19 protein-coding genes and 2 pseudogenes are annotated in these 14,751 nt (G+C 66.8%); 5 read left to right on the forward strand and 16 right to left on the reverse strand.

Translation table 11 applies throughout. The features are described 5' to 3' along the window. Nucleotides 1–6: 6 nt before the first annotated feature. From OIC96_RS00450 to OIC96_RS00460, 3 genes are all read right to left on the reverse strand, one after another. Nucleotides 7–417, reverse strand: a complete 411-nt coding sequence (locus tag OIC96_RS00450; RefSeq protein WP_330309869.1) for a hypothetical protein — start codon at nt 415–417, stop codon at nt 7–9. After that, nucleotides 410–1,282, reverse strand: a complete 873-nt coding sequence (locus OIC96_RS00455) for an IS5 family transposase (RefSeq protein ID WP_330310423.1) — start codon at nt 1,280–1,282, stop codon at nt 410–412. The genes OIC96_RS00450 and OIC96_RS00455 overlap by 8 nt, the downstream gene beginning before the upstream one ends. Nucleotides 1,283–1,457: 175 nt before the next feature. Continuing rightward, on the reverse strand, nt 1,458–1,706 hold the full coding sequence (locus tag OIC96_RS00460) for a hypothetical protein (RefSeq protein WP_330309868.1): 249 nt from the start codon (nt 1,704–1,706) through the stop codon (nt 1,458–1,460). 25 nt (nt 1,707–1,731) lie between these two features. Between OIC96_RS00460 and OIC96_RS00465 the strand changes: the two genes are divergently transcribed. Further along, nucleotides 1,732–2,241 carry a nuclear transport factor 2 family protein gene (locus tag OIC96_RS00465; RefSeq protein WP_330309867.1) on the forward strand — a complete coding sequence of 170 codons (510 nt, stop codon included), beginning with the start codon at nt 1,732–1,734 and terminating at the stop codon, nt 2,239–2,241. Nucleotides 2,242–2,294: 53 nt separating this feature from the next. Here the strand turns inward: OIC96_RS00465 and OIC96_RS00470 are convergent, their stop codons facing one another. From OIC96_RS00470 to OIC96_RS00485, 4 genes are all read right to left on the reverse strand, one after another. Beyond that, nucleotides 2,295–2,453, reverse strand: a complete 159-nt coding sequence (locus OIC96_RS00470) for a hypothetical protein (protein ID WP_330310442.1) — start codon at nt 2,451–2,453, stop codon at nt 2,295–2,297. 470 nt (nt 2,454–2,923) lie between these two features. Beyond that, the gene (locus OIC96_RS00475; RefSeq protein ID WP_330462163.1) at nt 2,924–3,559 is read right to left on the reverse strand and encodes an IS3 family transposase; all 636 of its coding nucleotides are present in this window, start codon (nt 3,557–3,559) and stop codon (nt 2,924–2,926) included. Continuing rightward, nucleotides 3,484–3,795, reverse strand: a complete 312-nt coding sequence (locus OIC96_RS00480) for an IS3 family transposase (protein ID WP_330309866.1) — start codon at nt 3,793–3,795, stop codon at nt 3,484–3,486. The genes OIC96_RS00475 and OIC96_RS00480 overlap by 76 nt, the downstream gene beginning before the upstream one ends. Beyond that, nucleotides 3,792–4,100, reverse strand: a complete 309-nt coding sequence (locus OIC96_RS00485; RefSeq protein ID WP_406501197.1) for a transposase — start codon at nt 4,098–4,100, stop codon at nt 3,792–3,794. Before OIC96_RS00485 ends, OIC96_RS00480 begins: the two co-directional genes overlap by 4 nt. A 204-nt stretch (nt 4,101–4,304) precedes the next feature. Here OIC96_RS00485 and OIC96_RS00490 point away from each other — a divergent pair, with 204 nt between their 5' ends. Then, nucleotides 4,305–4,703 (forward strand): tetratricopeptide repeat protein, encoded by a 399-nt coding sequence (locus tag OIC96_RS00490; protein ID WP_330309865.1) that lies wholly within the window; start codon nt 4,305–4,307, stop codon nt 4,701–4,703. 176 nt (nt 4,704–4,879) lie between these two features. On the opposite strand, the gene OIC96_RS00495 is transcribed toward OIC96_RS00490, so the two are convergent. The 4 genes from OIC96_RS00495 to OIC96_RS00510 form a co-directional block, all read right to left on the reverse strand. Further along, complete coding sequence (locus OIC96_RS00495; protein WP_330309864.1) at nt 4,880–5,650, reverse strand: hypothetical protein; 771 nt, start codon at nt 5,648–5,650, stop codon at nt 4,880–4,882. Beyond that, nucleotides 5,647–6,060 carry a hypothetical protein gene (locus OIC96_RS00500; protein ID WP_330309863.1) on the reverse strand — a complete coding sequence of 138 codons (414 nt, stop codon included), beginning with the start codon at nt 6,058–6,060 and terminating at the stop codon, nt 5,647–5,649. The genes OIC96_RS00495 and OIC96_RS00500 overlap by 4 nt, the downstream gene beginning before the upstream one ends. Before the next feature lie 323 nt (nt 6,061–6,383). Next, nucleotides 6,384–8,825, reverse strand: a complete 2,442-nt coding sequence (locus OIC96_RS00505; RefSeq protein WP_330309862.1) for a caspase family protein — start codon at nt 8,823–8,825, stop codon at nt 6,384–6,386. 3 nt (nt 8,826–8,828) lie between these two features. Beyond that, a complete protein-coding gene (locus OIC96_RS00510; RefSeq protein ID WP_330309861.1) occupies nt 8,829–9,209 on the reverse strand; it encodes an effector-associated constant component EACC1 in 381 nt (126 codons plus the stop codon). A 248-nt stretch (nt 9,210–9,457) separates the two neighbouring features. Between OIC96_RS00510 and OIC96_RS00515 the strand changes: the two genes are divergently transcribed. Further along, nucleotides 9,458–9,787: a hypothetical protein gene (locus OIC96_RS00515; protein WP_330309860.1), complete on the forward strand. Its 330-nt coding sequence runs from the start codon at nt 9,458–9,460 to the stop codon at nt 9,785–9,787. 47 nt (nt 9,788–9,834) lie between these two features. Here OIC96_RS00515 and OIC96_RS00520 read toward each other — a convergent pair. From OIC96_RS00520 to OIC96_RS00530, 3 genes and pseudogenes are all read right to left on the reverse strand, one after another. After that, nucleotides 9,835–10,128 (reverse strand): annotated as a pseudogene (locus tag OIC96_RS00520) (integrase core domain-containing protein); the annotation flags it as partial. A 4-nt stretch (nt 10,129–10,132) separates the two neighbouring features. Beyond that, nucleotides 10,133–11,494, reverse strand: a complete 1,362-nt coding sequence (locus tag OIC96_RS00525; RefSeq protein WP_443058527.1) for an IS30 family transposase — start codon at nt 11,492–11,494, stop codon at nt 10,133–10,135. Nucleotides 11,495–11,618: 124 nt separating this feature from the next. After that, nucleotides 11,619–11,762 (reverse strand): annotated as a pseudogene (locus tag OIC96_RS00530) (DDE-type integrase/transposase/recombinase); the annotation flags it as partial. 51 nt (nt 11,763–11,813) lie between these two features. Between OIC96_RS00530 and OIC96_RS00535 the strand changes: the two are divergent. Beyond that, nucleotides 11,814–11,993 (forward strand): transposase, encoded by a 180-nt coding sequence (locus OIC96_RS00535; protein WP_330309858.1) that lies wholly within the window; start codon nt 11,814–11,816, stop codon nt 11,991–11,993. Continuing rightward, on the forward strand, nt 11,990–12,172 hold the full coding sequence (locus OIC96_RS00540) for a hypothetical protein (protein WP_327434809.1): 183 nt from the start codon (nt 11,990–11,992) through the stop codon (nt 12,170–12,172). Before OIC96_RS00535 ends, OIC96_RS00540 begins: the two co-directional genes overlap by 4 nt. 579 nt (nt 12,173–12,751) lie before the next feature. On the opposite strand, the gene OIC96_RS00545 is transcribed toward OIC96_RS00540, so the two are convergent. Beyond that, a complete protein-coding gene (locus OIC96_RS00545) occupies nt 12,752–13,435 on the reverse strand; it encodes a response regulator transcription factor (protein WP_330310421.1) in 684 nt (227 codons plus the stop codon). After that, a complete protein-coding gene (locus OIC96_RS00550; RefSeq protein ID WP_330309857.1) occupies nt 13,407–14,636 on the reverse strand; it encodes a sensor histidine kinase in 1,230 nt (409 codons plus the stop codon). The genes OIC96_RS00545 and OIC96_RS00550 overlap by 29 nt, the downstream gene beginning before the upstream one ends. Nucleotides 14,637–14,751: the final 115 nt, after the last annotated feature.

The raw sequence follows: 14,751 nt of genomic DNA on the forward strand, positions 1-14,751 counted from the left end.
GCGGGACTACGTTGGCGGGGACGCTGCCGGTCGGGGCAGGGTGAATAGGCCGGGCTCGGGTTCGGTGAGGATGCCGCGGTTGACGAGGCGTTTGAGCTTGGCCCGGGCGCCCTCGACGTGGCGGTTCTCGGTGCCGGAGCCCAGGGCTTCGCAGACGGCCTTGGCCCGCAGGCCCTGCTCGTCGTCCTCGAACAGGGCGAGAATCTGCCGGTAGGCGGACGGCAGTGGCTCGGGGCCGCCGGGGTCGCTGTCCTCGACGATCTCCAGGACGGTCTGGCGGGTGATGCCCAGCCGCTCCAACCGGCATTCCACGGCGGCGAGTTGCTCACCGAGCCGGGCGAGCTGATCCCGCAAGCGGTCAGCCTCTTCTCGCGCGGCGGCCTGCCGTGCCTCGATCTTGGCCGGCAGTTCACGCATGGACGGACTCGCCGGTGGGGGCCCTGGCCCCGGCCGGCAGCGGATCACGCCAGGTCGGGGTGGTCGTGCCGGTGATCCGGCGAGCCATCACGTCGGTCATCGACCAGTAGATCATCGAGACCGCGCTGGCAGGCAGTGCTTCGTAGTCGCGGGCCAGGCGGCGATGGATCAGGGTGCCAAAAGTCTGCTCGACCACCCACCGTTTCGGTATTGGCGCGAACCCCTTCGTCTGCGGATCACGCGAGACCACCTCGACGTCGATGCCCAGCGACCGGCCGTGCTCGACGACGGCGTTCTTGAACCCAGCATCCACCCAGCCCTTGGTCACCGACGGGTTTGCCGCGGCCACCTTGTCCAGCAGCGTGATTCCGATCGCGTTGTCGTGGACGCTCGCGGCGACCACGATCACGGCGATGAGCAGGCCGAGCACATCGGTGGCGATGCCCCGCTTGCGGCCCCGGCTCCTCTTGCCCGGATCCAGCCCGGTCGTCTCCTTGGGTGCATTGACCGAGGCGTGCACCGTCTGGGCGTCCATCACGATCGCGGACGGGTCCTCGTGCCGGCCCCTCAACTCGCGGACCTGCCAGCGCAGCAGGTCGTGGATAGCCTGATCGGTGCCGTCATCGCGCCACTTGCCGAAGTAGTAGTACACGGCGGTGTACGGCGGGAAGTCGTGCGGCAGGTAACGCCACTGGCAGCCGACCCGGGCCTGATACAGGATCGCGTTGAGGATCTCCCGCATCTCGTAGCGGCCCTCATGCCCGCTGACCGAGCGGTGCTGCCCCTTCCAGGACGTGATGACCGGCCGGATCAGCTCCCACGCCTCATCCGACAGATCACTCGGGTACGACTGCCGCCCGCCCATACCCATCAGCAGACCGCGCACCCGACCAACCGCAAGTCCTCAAACCGGACAACGACTCCGACGACTCACAGAACGCCCACTGAAGGCAGCCCGCAAGACACGCACCCCGGTGAGCGTGGCCTCCATCGCCAGGGCGGCCGGAGTGTCCACCGACTTCATCTACCGACATCCCGTCCTACGCCCGCAGGTCGAGGCGCTCCGCCGGGCACGACGCGATGCCATCCCGGGCGACGCAGCTCACGCCCCCGACGCTGAGGCTGCCGCCAGTACGCTGGTCCGCCGCCTCACTCAACAGCTGGCCGCCGACCGCCGCAAACACCGTGAAGAAGTTGCCCAACTGCAGGCTGCTCTCGCTGCGGCACACGGCGAACTGCTGGCCCTGCGACGGCACTTGCAGGGGTGAGGCGGCCGCCCTGCGGGCCATCTCAACCGTCAGTAGCCTCCCAGGAATGACGACGCTACAAGATCTCGCCGCTCGCCTGGACCGAGTCGAGACCGAACTCGCACTGCACCGGCTGGCCCACGACTACTGCGTGGGTGCCGACCACCGCGACCCAGTCCGCTGGAAGGCAATTTGGACAGCGGACGCCGTGTGGGAGACCAGCTCGGACCAGATATTCACGGGGATCGAAGCCATCCGCGCGGCGGTCGAGCAGCAGTGGCAGGCATTCCCGATCATGCAGCATGCCACCGCCAACCACACGGTGGAAATCGACGGCGCTGCCGCGACCGGTCGATCTGACGTCGTGGTCCTGGCCCAACTCCGCGATCACCGCTGGATTGCCGGTGGAGGTACCTACGAGGACGAGTACCGGCGCAAGGGAGGGATCTGGCGCATAGCGCGGCGCCGGGTAGTACGTCCTTTCGACCTTGCGCCTTTGGCACCGAGCGATGGACCCGTCTATGTCGACGAACCAGTCCCGGCCAATCCTGGCGATGCTGATGAGCCGTACCAGTAGAAGGCGTTCGTCAGCGGCATACCGCTGGCGAACGGTCCAGGACAATCAATCCTTCACAGCGTCGCGACCCCGGATAAGAGGTGGTCGTACTCGGCATCCCGCATGCTGCCCGTGAAGCCGTAGGAGGCGGCGTTCAGCTCCTTCTCCCTGCCCGTGATGGACGTGGACGGCCGGATGCCGGAGGTGTAGCCGCCCTTGCGGCAGATCGTCATGTCGCCCCCGCCCCGCCGGACCAGCCGAAGCGGCTGCACTTGTGTGTTCGCGGAGCTCCCGGCGCTGTGCGGGTCACCGGTTTCCTTGAGGCTTACCGGGATCTTCTGGTGCGGCAGACACAGGCTGCCATGCGGCGTGCCGCTACCGAATATCAAAAGGCTGGCGACGCAGAAGTCGCGGGCCGGCTGCGGAGCATGGCCGGTGCTTTGCCTGCCGCGAGACGGGCTGCGGACAAGAAGAGCAAGGGCCGCAGTGTGCGGACGGTCTCCGGTGGGCTGCCGACGCTCGGGCACCGCCACTGAACCTCGATCTGTCTGTTGTGCCCGGGCGGCTGTCGGTGTGGGGTCTCAGGACTTCCTTGACGGTTTGTCGTCAGGAGATCCTTAACGGACTCTCTGGGTGCCCATGCCTTTGACGTAGAGCCTGGTGTGAGCTTGTTCTGCTTTGACGGACACTGTCGGTGTGGTGGTCAGGCTGCGAGTGCGGTCTCGTATTCGGCGGGACTGCGGTAGCCGAGGCTGCTGTGCAGTCGGTGCAAGTTGTACCAGCCCTCGATGAAGTCGAAGATCGCGGTGCGGGCGGCGGCCCGGCTGGGCCAGGAGCTTGTGTCGAGCAACTCCCGTTTGATGGTGGCGAAGAACGACTCGGCGAGCGCGTTGTCCCAGCACTGACCGGTGCGGCCGACGGACAGGGGGACGCCCAACTCCTTTGCCAGGGTGGCGAATTGATGGCTGGTGTACTGGCAGCCGCGGTCCGAGTGAAAGATCACCGGACGGGTGGGGCGACGCTGTCGGCAGGCCGCCGTGAGGGCGTCGGCGACCAGCTCGGTTCGCAGGTGATCGGCCGTGGCCCAGCCGACCACGCGGCGGGAGGCGATGTCGATGACCGTGGCCAGATACAGCCAGCCCTCCTCGGTCGGGACATACGTGATGTCGCCGCACCAGCGGGTGTCGACGCCGGCTGGGTCGGGACCGAACTGCCGCAAGATGAGGTCGGGCCGGGCGGCGGCGCGAGGGTCAGGGACGGTGGTCAGGTGCCGTCGTCTGCGGGATCGGCCCTCCAGGCCGCCGCCCGCATCAGTCGGGCGATGCGGCGGCGTCCGCAGACTTCACCCTCGCGTTTCAGCACGGCGTGGATGCGTGGAGCGCCGTAGGTGCCGCGCGACTTGGCGTGGACCTCGGTGATCTGCCCGGTCAGCTCGGCATCACGGACCGCCCGCGGACCGGGCTTGCCACTGCGGCGGGCATAGAAGGCGGTTCGGGAGACCTGCAGCAGTTCACACGCGCGCTTGACGTTGTGACCGTCTCGCTTCTCCGCCTCGATGAACGGATGCACCGTCACCGGGTCTCCTTCGCGAAGAAAGCCGTGGCCCGCTTGAGGATGTCGACATCCTCGCGCAGCCGGCGGTTCTCCCGCCACAGCGCGGCCAGTTCCTCGCGTTCGCTGCTGGTCAGGCCATCGCGTTCGCCCGCGTCGGCCTCGGCCTGGCTGACCCACAGCCGCACCGCGGTCTCAGTCAGGTCAAAGTCCTTGGCAATCTGACCGACCGAGCGGTCACCACGACGGCACAGCTCCACGATCTCGGCCTTGAACTCCGGAGTGAACGAACGACGAGGCCGAGGCTTCTTCCTCCCCATGCTCTCCATGATGGACATCCTCCCGGGGCAGAACCCCTGATCTCGGATGTTCGTCAAAGCGGATCAAGTCCACAGGAGGCCTGCTCCGCTCGGCTAGACAGGTCTCGCGGCGCTGACGAGGAGCAGGCGCTGCGCGCCGCGCTTGTCACCCTGAAGGCACGCCTCGCGATGTTCTACGCCGAGCAAGGCATCCAGCTCAAGAAGGCACATCGCATGGCGAAGAGTGCTCTGAAGAGCGCACCGGACAACCTGGACCCGGGCGGGCTGGCGGTGTGCGAAGATGCCCGCGGGTGGGTCGCCTACCGTGAGGGCCGAGTCCGTGAGGCCGTCCCTCTCCTGGAGAAGGCCGTGGAACATTCCGTGGGCGACGCGCAGGAATGGGCCCACCTCGCACTTGCCCTGGAGGCGCGGTCGGTGTCCCGGCGAGGACATAAAGACGAAGACCTCGACCGCGCACGGGACATCTGGCAGCAGATACTTGAGCACTGTCCTCGCAGTCCTGCCGCCGAGCAGGCCAGGCACCACCTCGACCTGTTGCCCGAGCACCTGCATCCCCCGAGGCCGCTGGCGTCCCGCGGCCTGAAGGCCACCGCACACCCGTTTGCTCGGTAGGTGTCGGCCCGGCATTCCGGAGGACTCTCCCACACTTCACTCTCGCGAGGAGGATGGTCACGTCCAAGCGTCTGGTCGCCTGCTGCGAGGTGGAACTTCGCCGACCAGCCGAGCAACGTCCCCGCGCCAGCTGGGAGCAGCTGCTCCGTGCACACCTTCCAGGGGTGTTGGGAAGTTCAGAGCACAGTGAAGCTGTCCTTCACCACGCTGAATGTCTTGAGCGCCTGGATCTCGACATCCGGCTGGTACCAAGTGCTGATCTGGTAATTTCTGCCGTGGGCGTTGAAGCCGGTGAGCAGGGCGTGCCAGCGCACCCCTCCCAGCGTGAAGGTGTATTCCCACACGACTGAGGGCCAGCCGCGGAAAGTGGCCTTTGTCAGACGGATCTTCCGGTAGTTTTCGGACTGGTGGGCGTTCTGCTCCGAGATCTTCCAGGTGTGCATCAGGTCGCCATGGGCTAGTGAGGACTTGGCCACGATCTCCTGATCGCCGTCCGGGGAGGTGTAGTGCACCTCGGTGCCTGTCTTCACATCTCGCCGCCAGCCCGCGGGCGTAACCCATGCGTACTTTCCGGCCTCCTTATGTGCTCCTGCGGGCAGCGTGGAGGCCGCACCGATGACGGCGGGCGAAGCCGCTGCCTTCTGGTCGTTCAGAGAGAACGAGGTGCCGAACCCGGCTCCGAAGACCAGAAGTACGGAAGCGGCGACGGCCAGCCAGTTCCTACGGACGGGAGCGGCGACGCTCCGGATTTCGGTGGTCGGATTGCGCCTTGCGTTCTCGGATGGCTCCTTTTCGGTCAGTTCGACGTCGAGCAATGAGGCGAGGTACCTGCGCCACAGGGGTCGGTCCTTGCGGCGCCCGTGTTCGATGATGTGGTCCAGCGATTCAAGGGTGTCGTCCTTAGAATCGGTCAGCGACGCCCAATAGCGTTGACGGAAGTTGCTCATGGCCGGACCTCCGCTTCGTCCGGCGAGAGGGTGGAGTGCTGGGCCGGTTCTATGACTGGAGCAGCGGAGTTATTTCCGCTGATCGCTGCTTGGATGGTCTTTGCGCTACCGAGTTGGCGCAGTAGCGCCGGAGCCGAGGCTCCCACCGCGACTGCTGCGAATACTCCGGTCAGTTGCGGGGAGAAGATCCATCCGGCACCGGCGCCGAGGGAGAGCCGGGTGAAGGCCGCCAGCGCGTCGGAAGGTGCGTCGATGTACTTGCCGAGCGGTGGTAGCTGATCCCTCGTCTTGTCCTTCGACAGGGCTCGATGGCGGGCGGCTTGCCACGTCGCGATACGTCCGTAGAACACCACGATCTCCACTACTAGGCCACCCAGTGCGCCACAAGTGATGGACGTCGTCCACTGCATGACCGTCCCCCTGGGCAATGCTCGCAGTTGATTCAAGCTCAGCATTCCAGAGTGGGAGTTTGTCCGGGATGGTGATGCACAGAACCTCTTATGATCTTTTGAGAATCCCAGGTGGGCCGAAGATTTCCTCGGTGCCACACGAAGATCCGTGTGGTCGTGGTTGATCCAGATGACCAGATGAAGCGGCGCACGATCGTGCCGTGATCGACCAGGTCGGCGTCCACTTCGGGCGCGGTGGTCTCCCGGTGATGCCAATGCACCCCGCATGATGTTGCGGCGGTACGGGCGGAGGCTGCAGAGCAGTCAAAGAGGCGGGGCGGGTGTTACGGCAAGTTGGGCTCTGTGTCTGGGCCTGTTGCGGACTCGTCGTGGATGTACATGATGCGCGAGTGCTTGCGGCCGGCGTAGCGGGCGATGGCCTGGTCGATGTCCGTGGTTTCGGCGTCGACGCGGCACTTTTGGAGGGACAGGACACGCAGTCCGCCGTGTTTGCGGGTCAGGCACGACCAGCGGGGTTTCGGGATTTTTGCTCCGGGGCGCAGCCAGACCATGACCGATTCGTCCAGCGGATCGCGTCTGACGACCAGTCCGATGCGTTCGATGTCTCGCCATGGGACGTGCACGCGGTGCTGCAGGAACTGTAGGTCGAAGCCTGCGGCGGTGACGCGGAAGAGCACTTGGTCCGCGTCTTTGAACGCGTATAGCGGTCCTCCGATGAAGAGCAGGGGCAGAAAAATCGTGTTTCTGAGCAAGAGCACCCAGGCGATCGGGTTGTAGGTGCTTCCCATGGCAAGGGTTGGCAGCGCGACTAGGACAAAGGCTGCGCTTACCCAGGTCCTCGGCAGTCGTCCCCGGAAGAGTTGTCCTTCTTCGCCCAGAGAGGTGTGCATCCAGGTGCTCGCGTTGGAAGCGAGCTGTTCATCGGTGCCGAAGTCCGCGAGGGCTTCCTCCACGGCGTTCGTGTGTGCTGTGATCTCGTACAGCGGGCAGATGGTGATTGTCCCGGCTGTCAGTCGGGGCAGTAGGGGGTTTGTTCGGTCTACGGGTTTCTCGGCTTGTGTGGCCGGGCGTATGGCCAGCACGCCGTTTCTGTCGCTTCTGGGAGGCCAGGGGACCACGCCGATGTGGCTGATCTCGGACCAGGCGTAAGCAAGGGTCGTTTCTCCGCGGGTGAATTCGATGCCCGCTCCGTCGACGGTGAGGCGTGCGGGGTGCCGCACGCGCGTCACGGCGAAGCCACAGACTACGAGCTGCGCGGCGCACATCGTCAGGCCGGTCAGGTGTGTCCACGCCTCGGTCAGTAGCAGGCCTCGTGTGAGTTGGCTGAGCGCTGAGGCTCCGCAGACGAGTGCGATGGCGGCCAGGGTGATGCGGCGGCTGGTGAAAGTGATGGAGGTGGGGGCCTGTCGGCGCGGCAGCGGCGCAAGTTCGGGGCACGGCGTCCAGGCCAGGTCGGCGCACTGGGACAGTGCCAGGTCGATTTCTTCGGGGCGGGCTTCGATCCTGCGCAGGTCTGCGAAGCGCAGTGCCCCGGCGCGCCGGTCATTGCGCGGGCCGGCAGTGGCGAAGGCGGCTTCGGAGACGAGGACTCCGGGTTTCAGCCGCACCATCACTTCGTAGCGGGGGCGTCGGCGTAGCCGGCGCCTGCGCGGGCGGATCCATACGCGGGCGACCGCGTGCCAGGGGTAGTAGAAGTGGCGCGAGGAGTTGCAGCGCAGGTCGATGCCGTCGGATCTGACGACCAGGCAGTAGCCGGTGGGGTAGAGAGTGCTCGTCCACCACACCAGGAAGAGTGCGCCGGCGATGCCCGCTGCGAGTTCAGCGCCGCGTGGTGACTCGGCGAAAAGGGATTCGTCCCCTTCTGGCAGGGTGACCAGTACGAGCGTGACCAGCAGTGCTTCGGTGGGCAGCAGCAGTGCCCAGAGGCGTCGTCTGGCGAACTGGCGGTTGGCCGTGAAGCGGATCTCTTTCCTGTGCGGCGTCTCACCCTGCGCCGGTGCGTGCGGCGCGCTCGTCGGCGCGGTGGTGGCGGCGCGGTTGCGTACGAGGCCCAACTCGCCGTAATGGTCCGAGCCTTGCTGCTTGGGCCGGGGGTAGCCTCGTTCCTTGAGGGCTTGGGTCAGCGGCGTGTACAGGGCCGTCAGCGGCAGGGGGTCGGCCGCAGCTGGCACGCCGTCGCGCAGCAGGCGGATCAGTTCGCCGGTGAATGCGGTGTAGCGCTCGCCCGGTGGAGCGATGGAGGCCTCGTCGCGGGAGGCGGACGCGAGCACGTGGACACCGCGGATGTCGAGGTCGATGCGGGCGTCCGGGCCTGGGCCCATCAACTCGTCCAGGGCCCAGCCGCTGTGGCAACAGTCGAGGATGAGGATCTTGTTGCGGCAGTCCGCGTTCTCGAAGATCTCCCGTACGGCCTGGAAGGGAATGGACGTCCAGCGCAGGTCGTTTTGGTCCGTTCCGGTCAGCGCGAGGTGGAGCTGTGTGAGGTCGTTGTTGAGGATGCCGTGTCCGGCGAAGTAGACCAGCAGCGTGTCCGGTGCGTCGGTGGCGGCTTCATGCAGGCTGCGGCATATCTCACGTGGGTCGGAGGCGTCCTGGATGATCTTGCAGCGTCCTGGAAGGAATCCGCCGGTTTGCTCGGCGGTGAGGATGTCTTGCAGGACGTCGAGGTTGTTGCGTACGGCGAGCAGCGGGCGCAGGTCTTCGCTGTCGTACTCCGATGTGCCGATGAGGATCGCCCGTGATCCGCGCGGCTCTGGCAGCCGCATGTCTTACCCCTGGCTACTGTGATCGCGTAGCGCTGACTCCAGCAGTGCCCGTGCGTCTTCTGCCGAACCGGCCGTGATCTTCGCGCTGCGGCCGTCTGGGAGAGTGACCTCGACGGTGGTATCCGAGCGACGGGCTCGCAACAGCGATGGCAGTACGGCGACGAGGGCGCTGACTGCTCCACCGCTACCCAGTGATACAGCAAGCAACTGCGCCATGCTGCTGCCCATGCGTCCTTCAGGTCCGGCGGACGCGTCGTCGGCCGCGATGCGCCTAACCCGGCTGCGGAGTTCTGGCTCGCTGTCCAACTGGCGCTGGAACTGGACGAGTTCCTTGGCTGTCATCTCCTCTGCGATGAACCGCAGGCGTATGTCGACCAGTTTCATCACGTTCCCCGAGGCCTGAGTCAACGCATAGCTGTATCAGTGTGCCCACCTCTCCCCCGGACGTCAGCCGGTTCGTACACACCCACGGTGAAAATACGTCTCGCTTCGCCCTGCCCTGTTGCGGAGGGGTGCAGGCATGGAACTCGAGCTTGTTTGGGCCGCTGCACGGGGCCGGGTTGGGTGATGCCAATCTCGAGTTTTCCCCGTCATGTCGCGCGGGTTTCCCTGGAGCGAGTCAGCCTCTGCGCATGGGAATCACGTCCGGGCTTGTTGCGGGAATGGTGGGGCGAACGGTCGATGAGGTCCTGCACGGTCTGCTCGAAGTGCTCGGCCCGGATGTTGACCAGCGGGCCCTGTCCCTCGGGGGCGATCGTACACAGGGCGACCAGGTGGCGGGTGGCGGCATCGAGATCGACGACGATGTCGCGGCCGGCGTGGTACAGCACGGGGGGGGTGGGGTGGTCGGCCAGCAGGTCACGGTCGGCGCATCCAGCAGGGCCAGCAACTGCTCTGGCTCGGCCGCGAGATGGTCGCAGAACCAGGCGTCCAGTTCGCTGCGCAGCACCGGCAACACCTGAGCGAGATAGTCGGTGGGGTCTGCTGCACGATTGGGTGACAGGTTCGGTCACGCGACCTGGAGGGCCGGTGTGGTCATGACGGTCTCGAATTCGATGGGGGTCAGCCGGCCGAGCGAGGCTTGTCTGCGGCGCCGGTGGTAGGTCCTCTCGATCCAGGTCACGATCGCGATCCGCAGTTTCTCGCGGGTGGCCCACGCCCGACGGTCGAGGACGTTCTTCTGCAGCAGGCTGAAGAAGGACTCCATGGCCGCGTTGTCGCCTGCCGCCCCGACCCTTCCTATCGAACCGGCCATCTGGTGGCCGCCGAGCGCCCGGACGAATTTTCGTGACCGGAACTGGGCGAGTTCAATTGGTCGTTGCAACACCGGGCTGTTGCAGCGAGCGTAGCTGCTCTTCGAAGACCTCGGCCGGCGTCCGCCAACCGAGGTTCTTGCGGGGCCGGTTGTTGATCGCCATCGCGACGGCTTCGAGGTCCGTGGACGACCACCGGGAAAGATCGGTGCCCTTCGGGAAGTACTGACGCAGCAGCCCGTTCGTGTTCTCGTTCGTCGGTCGTTGCCAGGGCGAATGCGGATCGGCGAAGAACACCTTCGTCCCGGTGTCGAGAGCGAACTGGGCATGGCCGGAGAGTTCCTTCCCACGGTCCCAGGTGAGGGTCTTGCGTAGCTGCTCGGGCAGCCGCGTCATTGACGTCGTGAGTGCCGCGTTCATCGCGATCGCGCCATAGCCCCCGAGTGAGGTGCCGTTCTTCACGGGCGGAATCTCGCCCCAGCCCTCGAGCCGAGGCAGGTGCACGAGGAGCGTGGAGCGGCTGCTGCGCTCGACGAGCGTGCCGATTGCGGATCGGCCCGTTCCGATGATCAAATCGCCTTCCCAGTGTCCGGGGACCGCACGGTCCCCAGCCTCGGCGGGGCGTTCGCTGAGGACGACGTCCGCGATGACATGCCCCTGCGGCTTGTTCTGTGACCGTGCACGGGGAGTCCGCAGCGCCCGGCCGGTACGCAGACACGTGACCAGCTCCCGCTTGAGCGCGCCACGGCCCTCGATGAACAGCGCCTGGTAGATGGCTTCGTGGCTGATGCGCATGGACTCATCATCGGGGAAGTCGGCATGGAGACGGCGTGAGATCTGCTCCGGGCTCCATGCCGTCGCCCATCGTCTGTCCTGCCGATGCGGCTTGTTCAGCCCCTTCCACGCGGGCGTCTTGGGGCCGGTGACGATCGTGCCGTCGGGACGACGGACACTGCCGGCGAGCCGATCCTGCACGTACTCACGCAACCTGTCGTTGCCTGCGAGCTTCGCAGTCTTCGGGCGCTTCGCGGCCTGCTGCGCCTTCCACTGCGCGACCAGAGCCCGGTAGACCGGCTTGCCGCCGCGGGTCGCCGCGTTGCGGCGCAACTCGCGTGAGATCGTGCCCGCGTCGCGGCCGATCCTGCGGGCGATCTCGCGCACGCCGAGCTCCTGGGCGCGCAGCAGCGCGATCTCCTCGCGCTCGGCGAACGACAGGTAGCGGCCGGTGGGCTCGTCCAGGCTGATGGGCGGCATGCCGCCAGCGTGACGGAACCACCGGGATCCGACCGGCCATGAAACGCCAACAGCCGCCGCGGCCTCTGCCGTCGTCACTCCTGACGCGATCCGCCGCCAGAAGTCCCGCTGCACCGCACGAGACGGCTCCGGCCGACCCGGTGAACGCATCGGCGGTCGCATCGCCCGATCGGCGGCCCACTGGCGTCGCGCATCCGCAGGCGCCTCCGGCACCTTCTGCTGCTTACCTCGTCCCATCGCGCACCTCCGGATTCTCGAGGTGTTGCGACGACCGGTTGAATCCGCCCTGACAGCCGCGATCGGAGTGGAAGATCACCGGACGGGCGGGACGACGCCGGCGGCAGGCGTCCGTCAGGGCGTCGGCGACCAGTTCGGTCCGCAGGTGATCGGCCGTCGCCCAGCCGACCACGCGGCGGGAGGCGATGTCGATGTCCCTCCCCTCGTAGCGTGAAGACCGTGACTGCAGGGGAAGTTGGGAGTCATGGCGGAGAAGCGACGGAAGTTCGATCCGGAGTTCCGTGAGGGGGCCGTACGGATCGTCACGGAGACCGGCAAGACGATCGCCGAGGTCGCCGAAGACCTGGGGATCAACGAGACCACCCTGGCGAGCTGGGTCTCCCGCGCCCGCCTCGCCGGCCTGCCCGCCACCACGACCCGGTGAGCGCGGAGTCGGTGCTGACCGTTCTGGTGGTGGTCGCGGCCGCGTTCGGCACCGCCGCGCTCTCGGCGGTCGCCGGGTTCGGCGGGGTGCTGCTGCTGCGGGCGGTGGATCCCTCCACCGTCCGTGTCTTCATCAACCGTACGAGTGCTCTTCGCCGGTCGCCAGTGAGACGCCCGTAAAGGGGCCTCCTTGCCGTTCCGCCCCAGGCACGTCGTCGCTTCCGCGAGGTCTGCTCACCTGATGTGCGACGTGGTCCTGTTGACCCATTGAGACAGCGTGAGCTGCCTGGTCAGGGCCGCTCGGTGTGGCCTGCGGTGACAGGGTGACGCGTGGCTGCAGTCAGGCCGGGTGGCCGCGTGCGTCCGCGTGTTTCGGCCCTTGCCGCAGGCCAGAGCGTCGCGCAGAAGAGACAGGTGTGCGGGCACGCCTGCGAGGCGATCGCACTCGCCCCAGCATGTGTTGCAGGTTGCCAGGTGAGCCCGCACCGCGCTTGCCTCATCGGGTGCGCGGGACTTGCGTTCGTTTCCGGCAAGAAGTTCACGGATCGTGCGGCATTCCTCGACGGCCGTCTTCTCGTGGGACTTCTTGGTCAGGCAGTGGGCTTCGGTCATGGTGAAACCTCCGTTCAGGGTTTCACCTTCGCCCAGGAGCGGCCCTCAGCGCGTCGTCCCCACGCAGCGACTTCCAGCTACCACGGCTGCGGTATGCGGTACGTCGGCCTACGGCTGGGACAGAAGATGGACGCACGGTGCTGGCGACTATGCGGGTTCTGGTTCCGTAGCCGGACTGACCAGCCCGCACTGGTAGGCGATGACCACGAGCTGGGCGCGGTCACGAGCTGCCAACTTGGTCATGGCCCGGTTGACGTGGGTCTTGGCGGTCAGCGGGCTGACGCACAGGCGCTCGGCGATCTCGTCGTTGGACAGGCCCAGCGCGACCAGGCTCGTGACGTCGCGTTCCCTCGGCGTCAAGCTCTCCAGCCGCTCGTGTACGGCCGCCGGGCATGGATCCGGCTGGGCCAGAAAACGAGTGATCAACGCTCGTGTCGCTGACGGGGACAGCAGCGCCTCGCCGTCTGCGACCGTGCGGACGGCATCGAGGAGCTCCTCGGGTCTCGCACCCTTGCCGAGAAAGCCGCTCGCACCCGCACGCAGTGCGTCGGCGACGTGCTCGTCATCTTCGAAGGTGGTCAGGATGAGCACTTTCACACCTGCAAGGTCCTCAGACTCAGTGATGAGCCGTGTCGCCTCGAGGCCGTCCATCTCCGGCATGCGGATGTCCATCAGGACCACATCCGGGCGCTGTGCGCCGGCCAACTCGACTGCCTCGCGGCCGTTGGACGCCTCGGCCACGGTCTCCATGTCTTCCGTCGCATCGAACAGCATGCGGAAGGTGGCCCGCAGCAGGGCCTGGTCATCGGCAAGCAGTACGCGAATCATCATGCTCATGTCTCCGATCCGGTGCCGGGCTGGGGCGCAGCGGCAGTTCGGCGGTCACGGTGAAACCGCCCTCGGGGCGCGGTCCCGCATGCAGCGTGCCCCCGATCGTGGTAGCCCGTTCACGCATCCCGATCAGTCCGTGACCGGCCCCCGGGCGAGGATGGTGCGGTCCGGCGCACCCGTCGTCCTCGACGGTGATCGTCAGCCGTTCACGGTCGTAGTGCAGGAACAGCCGGGCATGGTCGGCCCCGGCGTGCTTGCGCACATTGGTCAAGGACTCCTGCACGATGCGGTACGCGGCCAATTCGACCGCCGGCTCCAGCGGTTCGGTGGTGCCCCGCCGCATGTGGCTCACCGCCAGCCCGGCGCGTTCGAACGACGCCAGAAGTGCTGGTACTTGCGCAAGGCCCGGCATCGGGTCGCGGGGCGCCACCGGCTCGTCGGACTGCCGCAGCAGGCCTACGGTCACCCGTAGTTCGTCCAGCGCGGAGCGGCTGGTGTCCCGGATGTTCTCCAGAGCCGTCAGGATTTGTTCCGGGCGCTGGTCCACTAGATGAACGGCGACGCCTGCCTGAGCGTTGATCAAGGCGATGTGGTGCGCGACGATGTCGTGCAGCTCGCGTGCGATCCGAACGCGTTCGGCCGCCACTCGCTGCTGTGCTTCCTGCTCGCGGGTGCGCTCGGCGTGCTCCGCCCGTTCCTCGACGGCCGCCACGTAGGCGCGCCGTAAGCGCAGCCCGTCCCCGACGGCGGCCGGCAGGGTCGTCCAGGCCAGCATCGCAGCCTTGTCCGGGTCCAGCCACGAATTCGAGGTCCACACCGCGTTGGCGCTTATCAGGACGGCAGCCGAGACAGCTGCCGCGGTCCAGGCGGTACGCCGGTCGGTCCGCACGGCCACGTTGTAGACGGACACCAGAACCGGACTTGTCACCAGCGGGCTCTCTCGAAACCCGAGCATCTGAAAAACCACCCCGCAGCCAATGGTGACGGCCAGTACGCCGAACGGGTGGCGACGCCGCCAGACCAACGCGGAGCAGCCGACGGCAGCCAGCACCACGGCGGGCCAGCGCAACACGAACTGGTGCTGGTGCGGGTCGACCGAGGCAGCCACGACCGACAGCACGCACAGCACAGCCACGCCCAAGGCGTCGACCGCGCGGTTCCCGGATCGCCCTTGGCGCCTCCAATTGTTGAGCACCGTCATGCCATCACCGTAGGGTCGGTGGCCGGGGCTGGCATCATCTCACCACGGCAGGGGGCGCCCCAGGGCGCCATTGCCTGATCCGCAGATTCGGGCTGTGTCCCCGCGGGACGTGGCC

The sequence above is a fragment of the Streptomyces sp. NBC_00775 genome (genome assembly GCF_036347135.1).
In the GTDB taxonomy this organism is placed as follows: Bacteria; Actinomycetota; Actinomycetes; order Streptomycetales; family Streptomycetaceae; genus Streptomyces; species Streptomyces lutosisoli.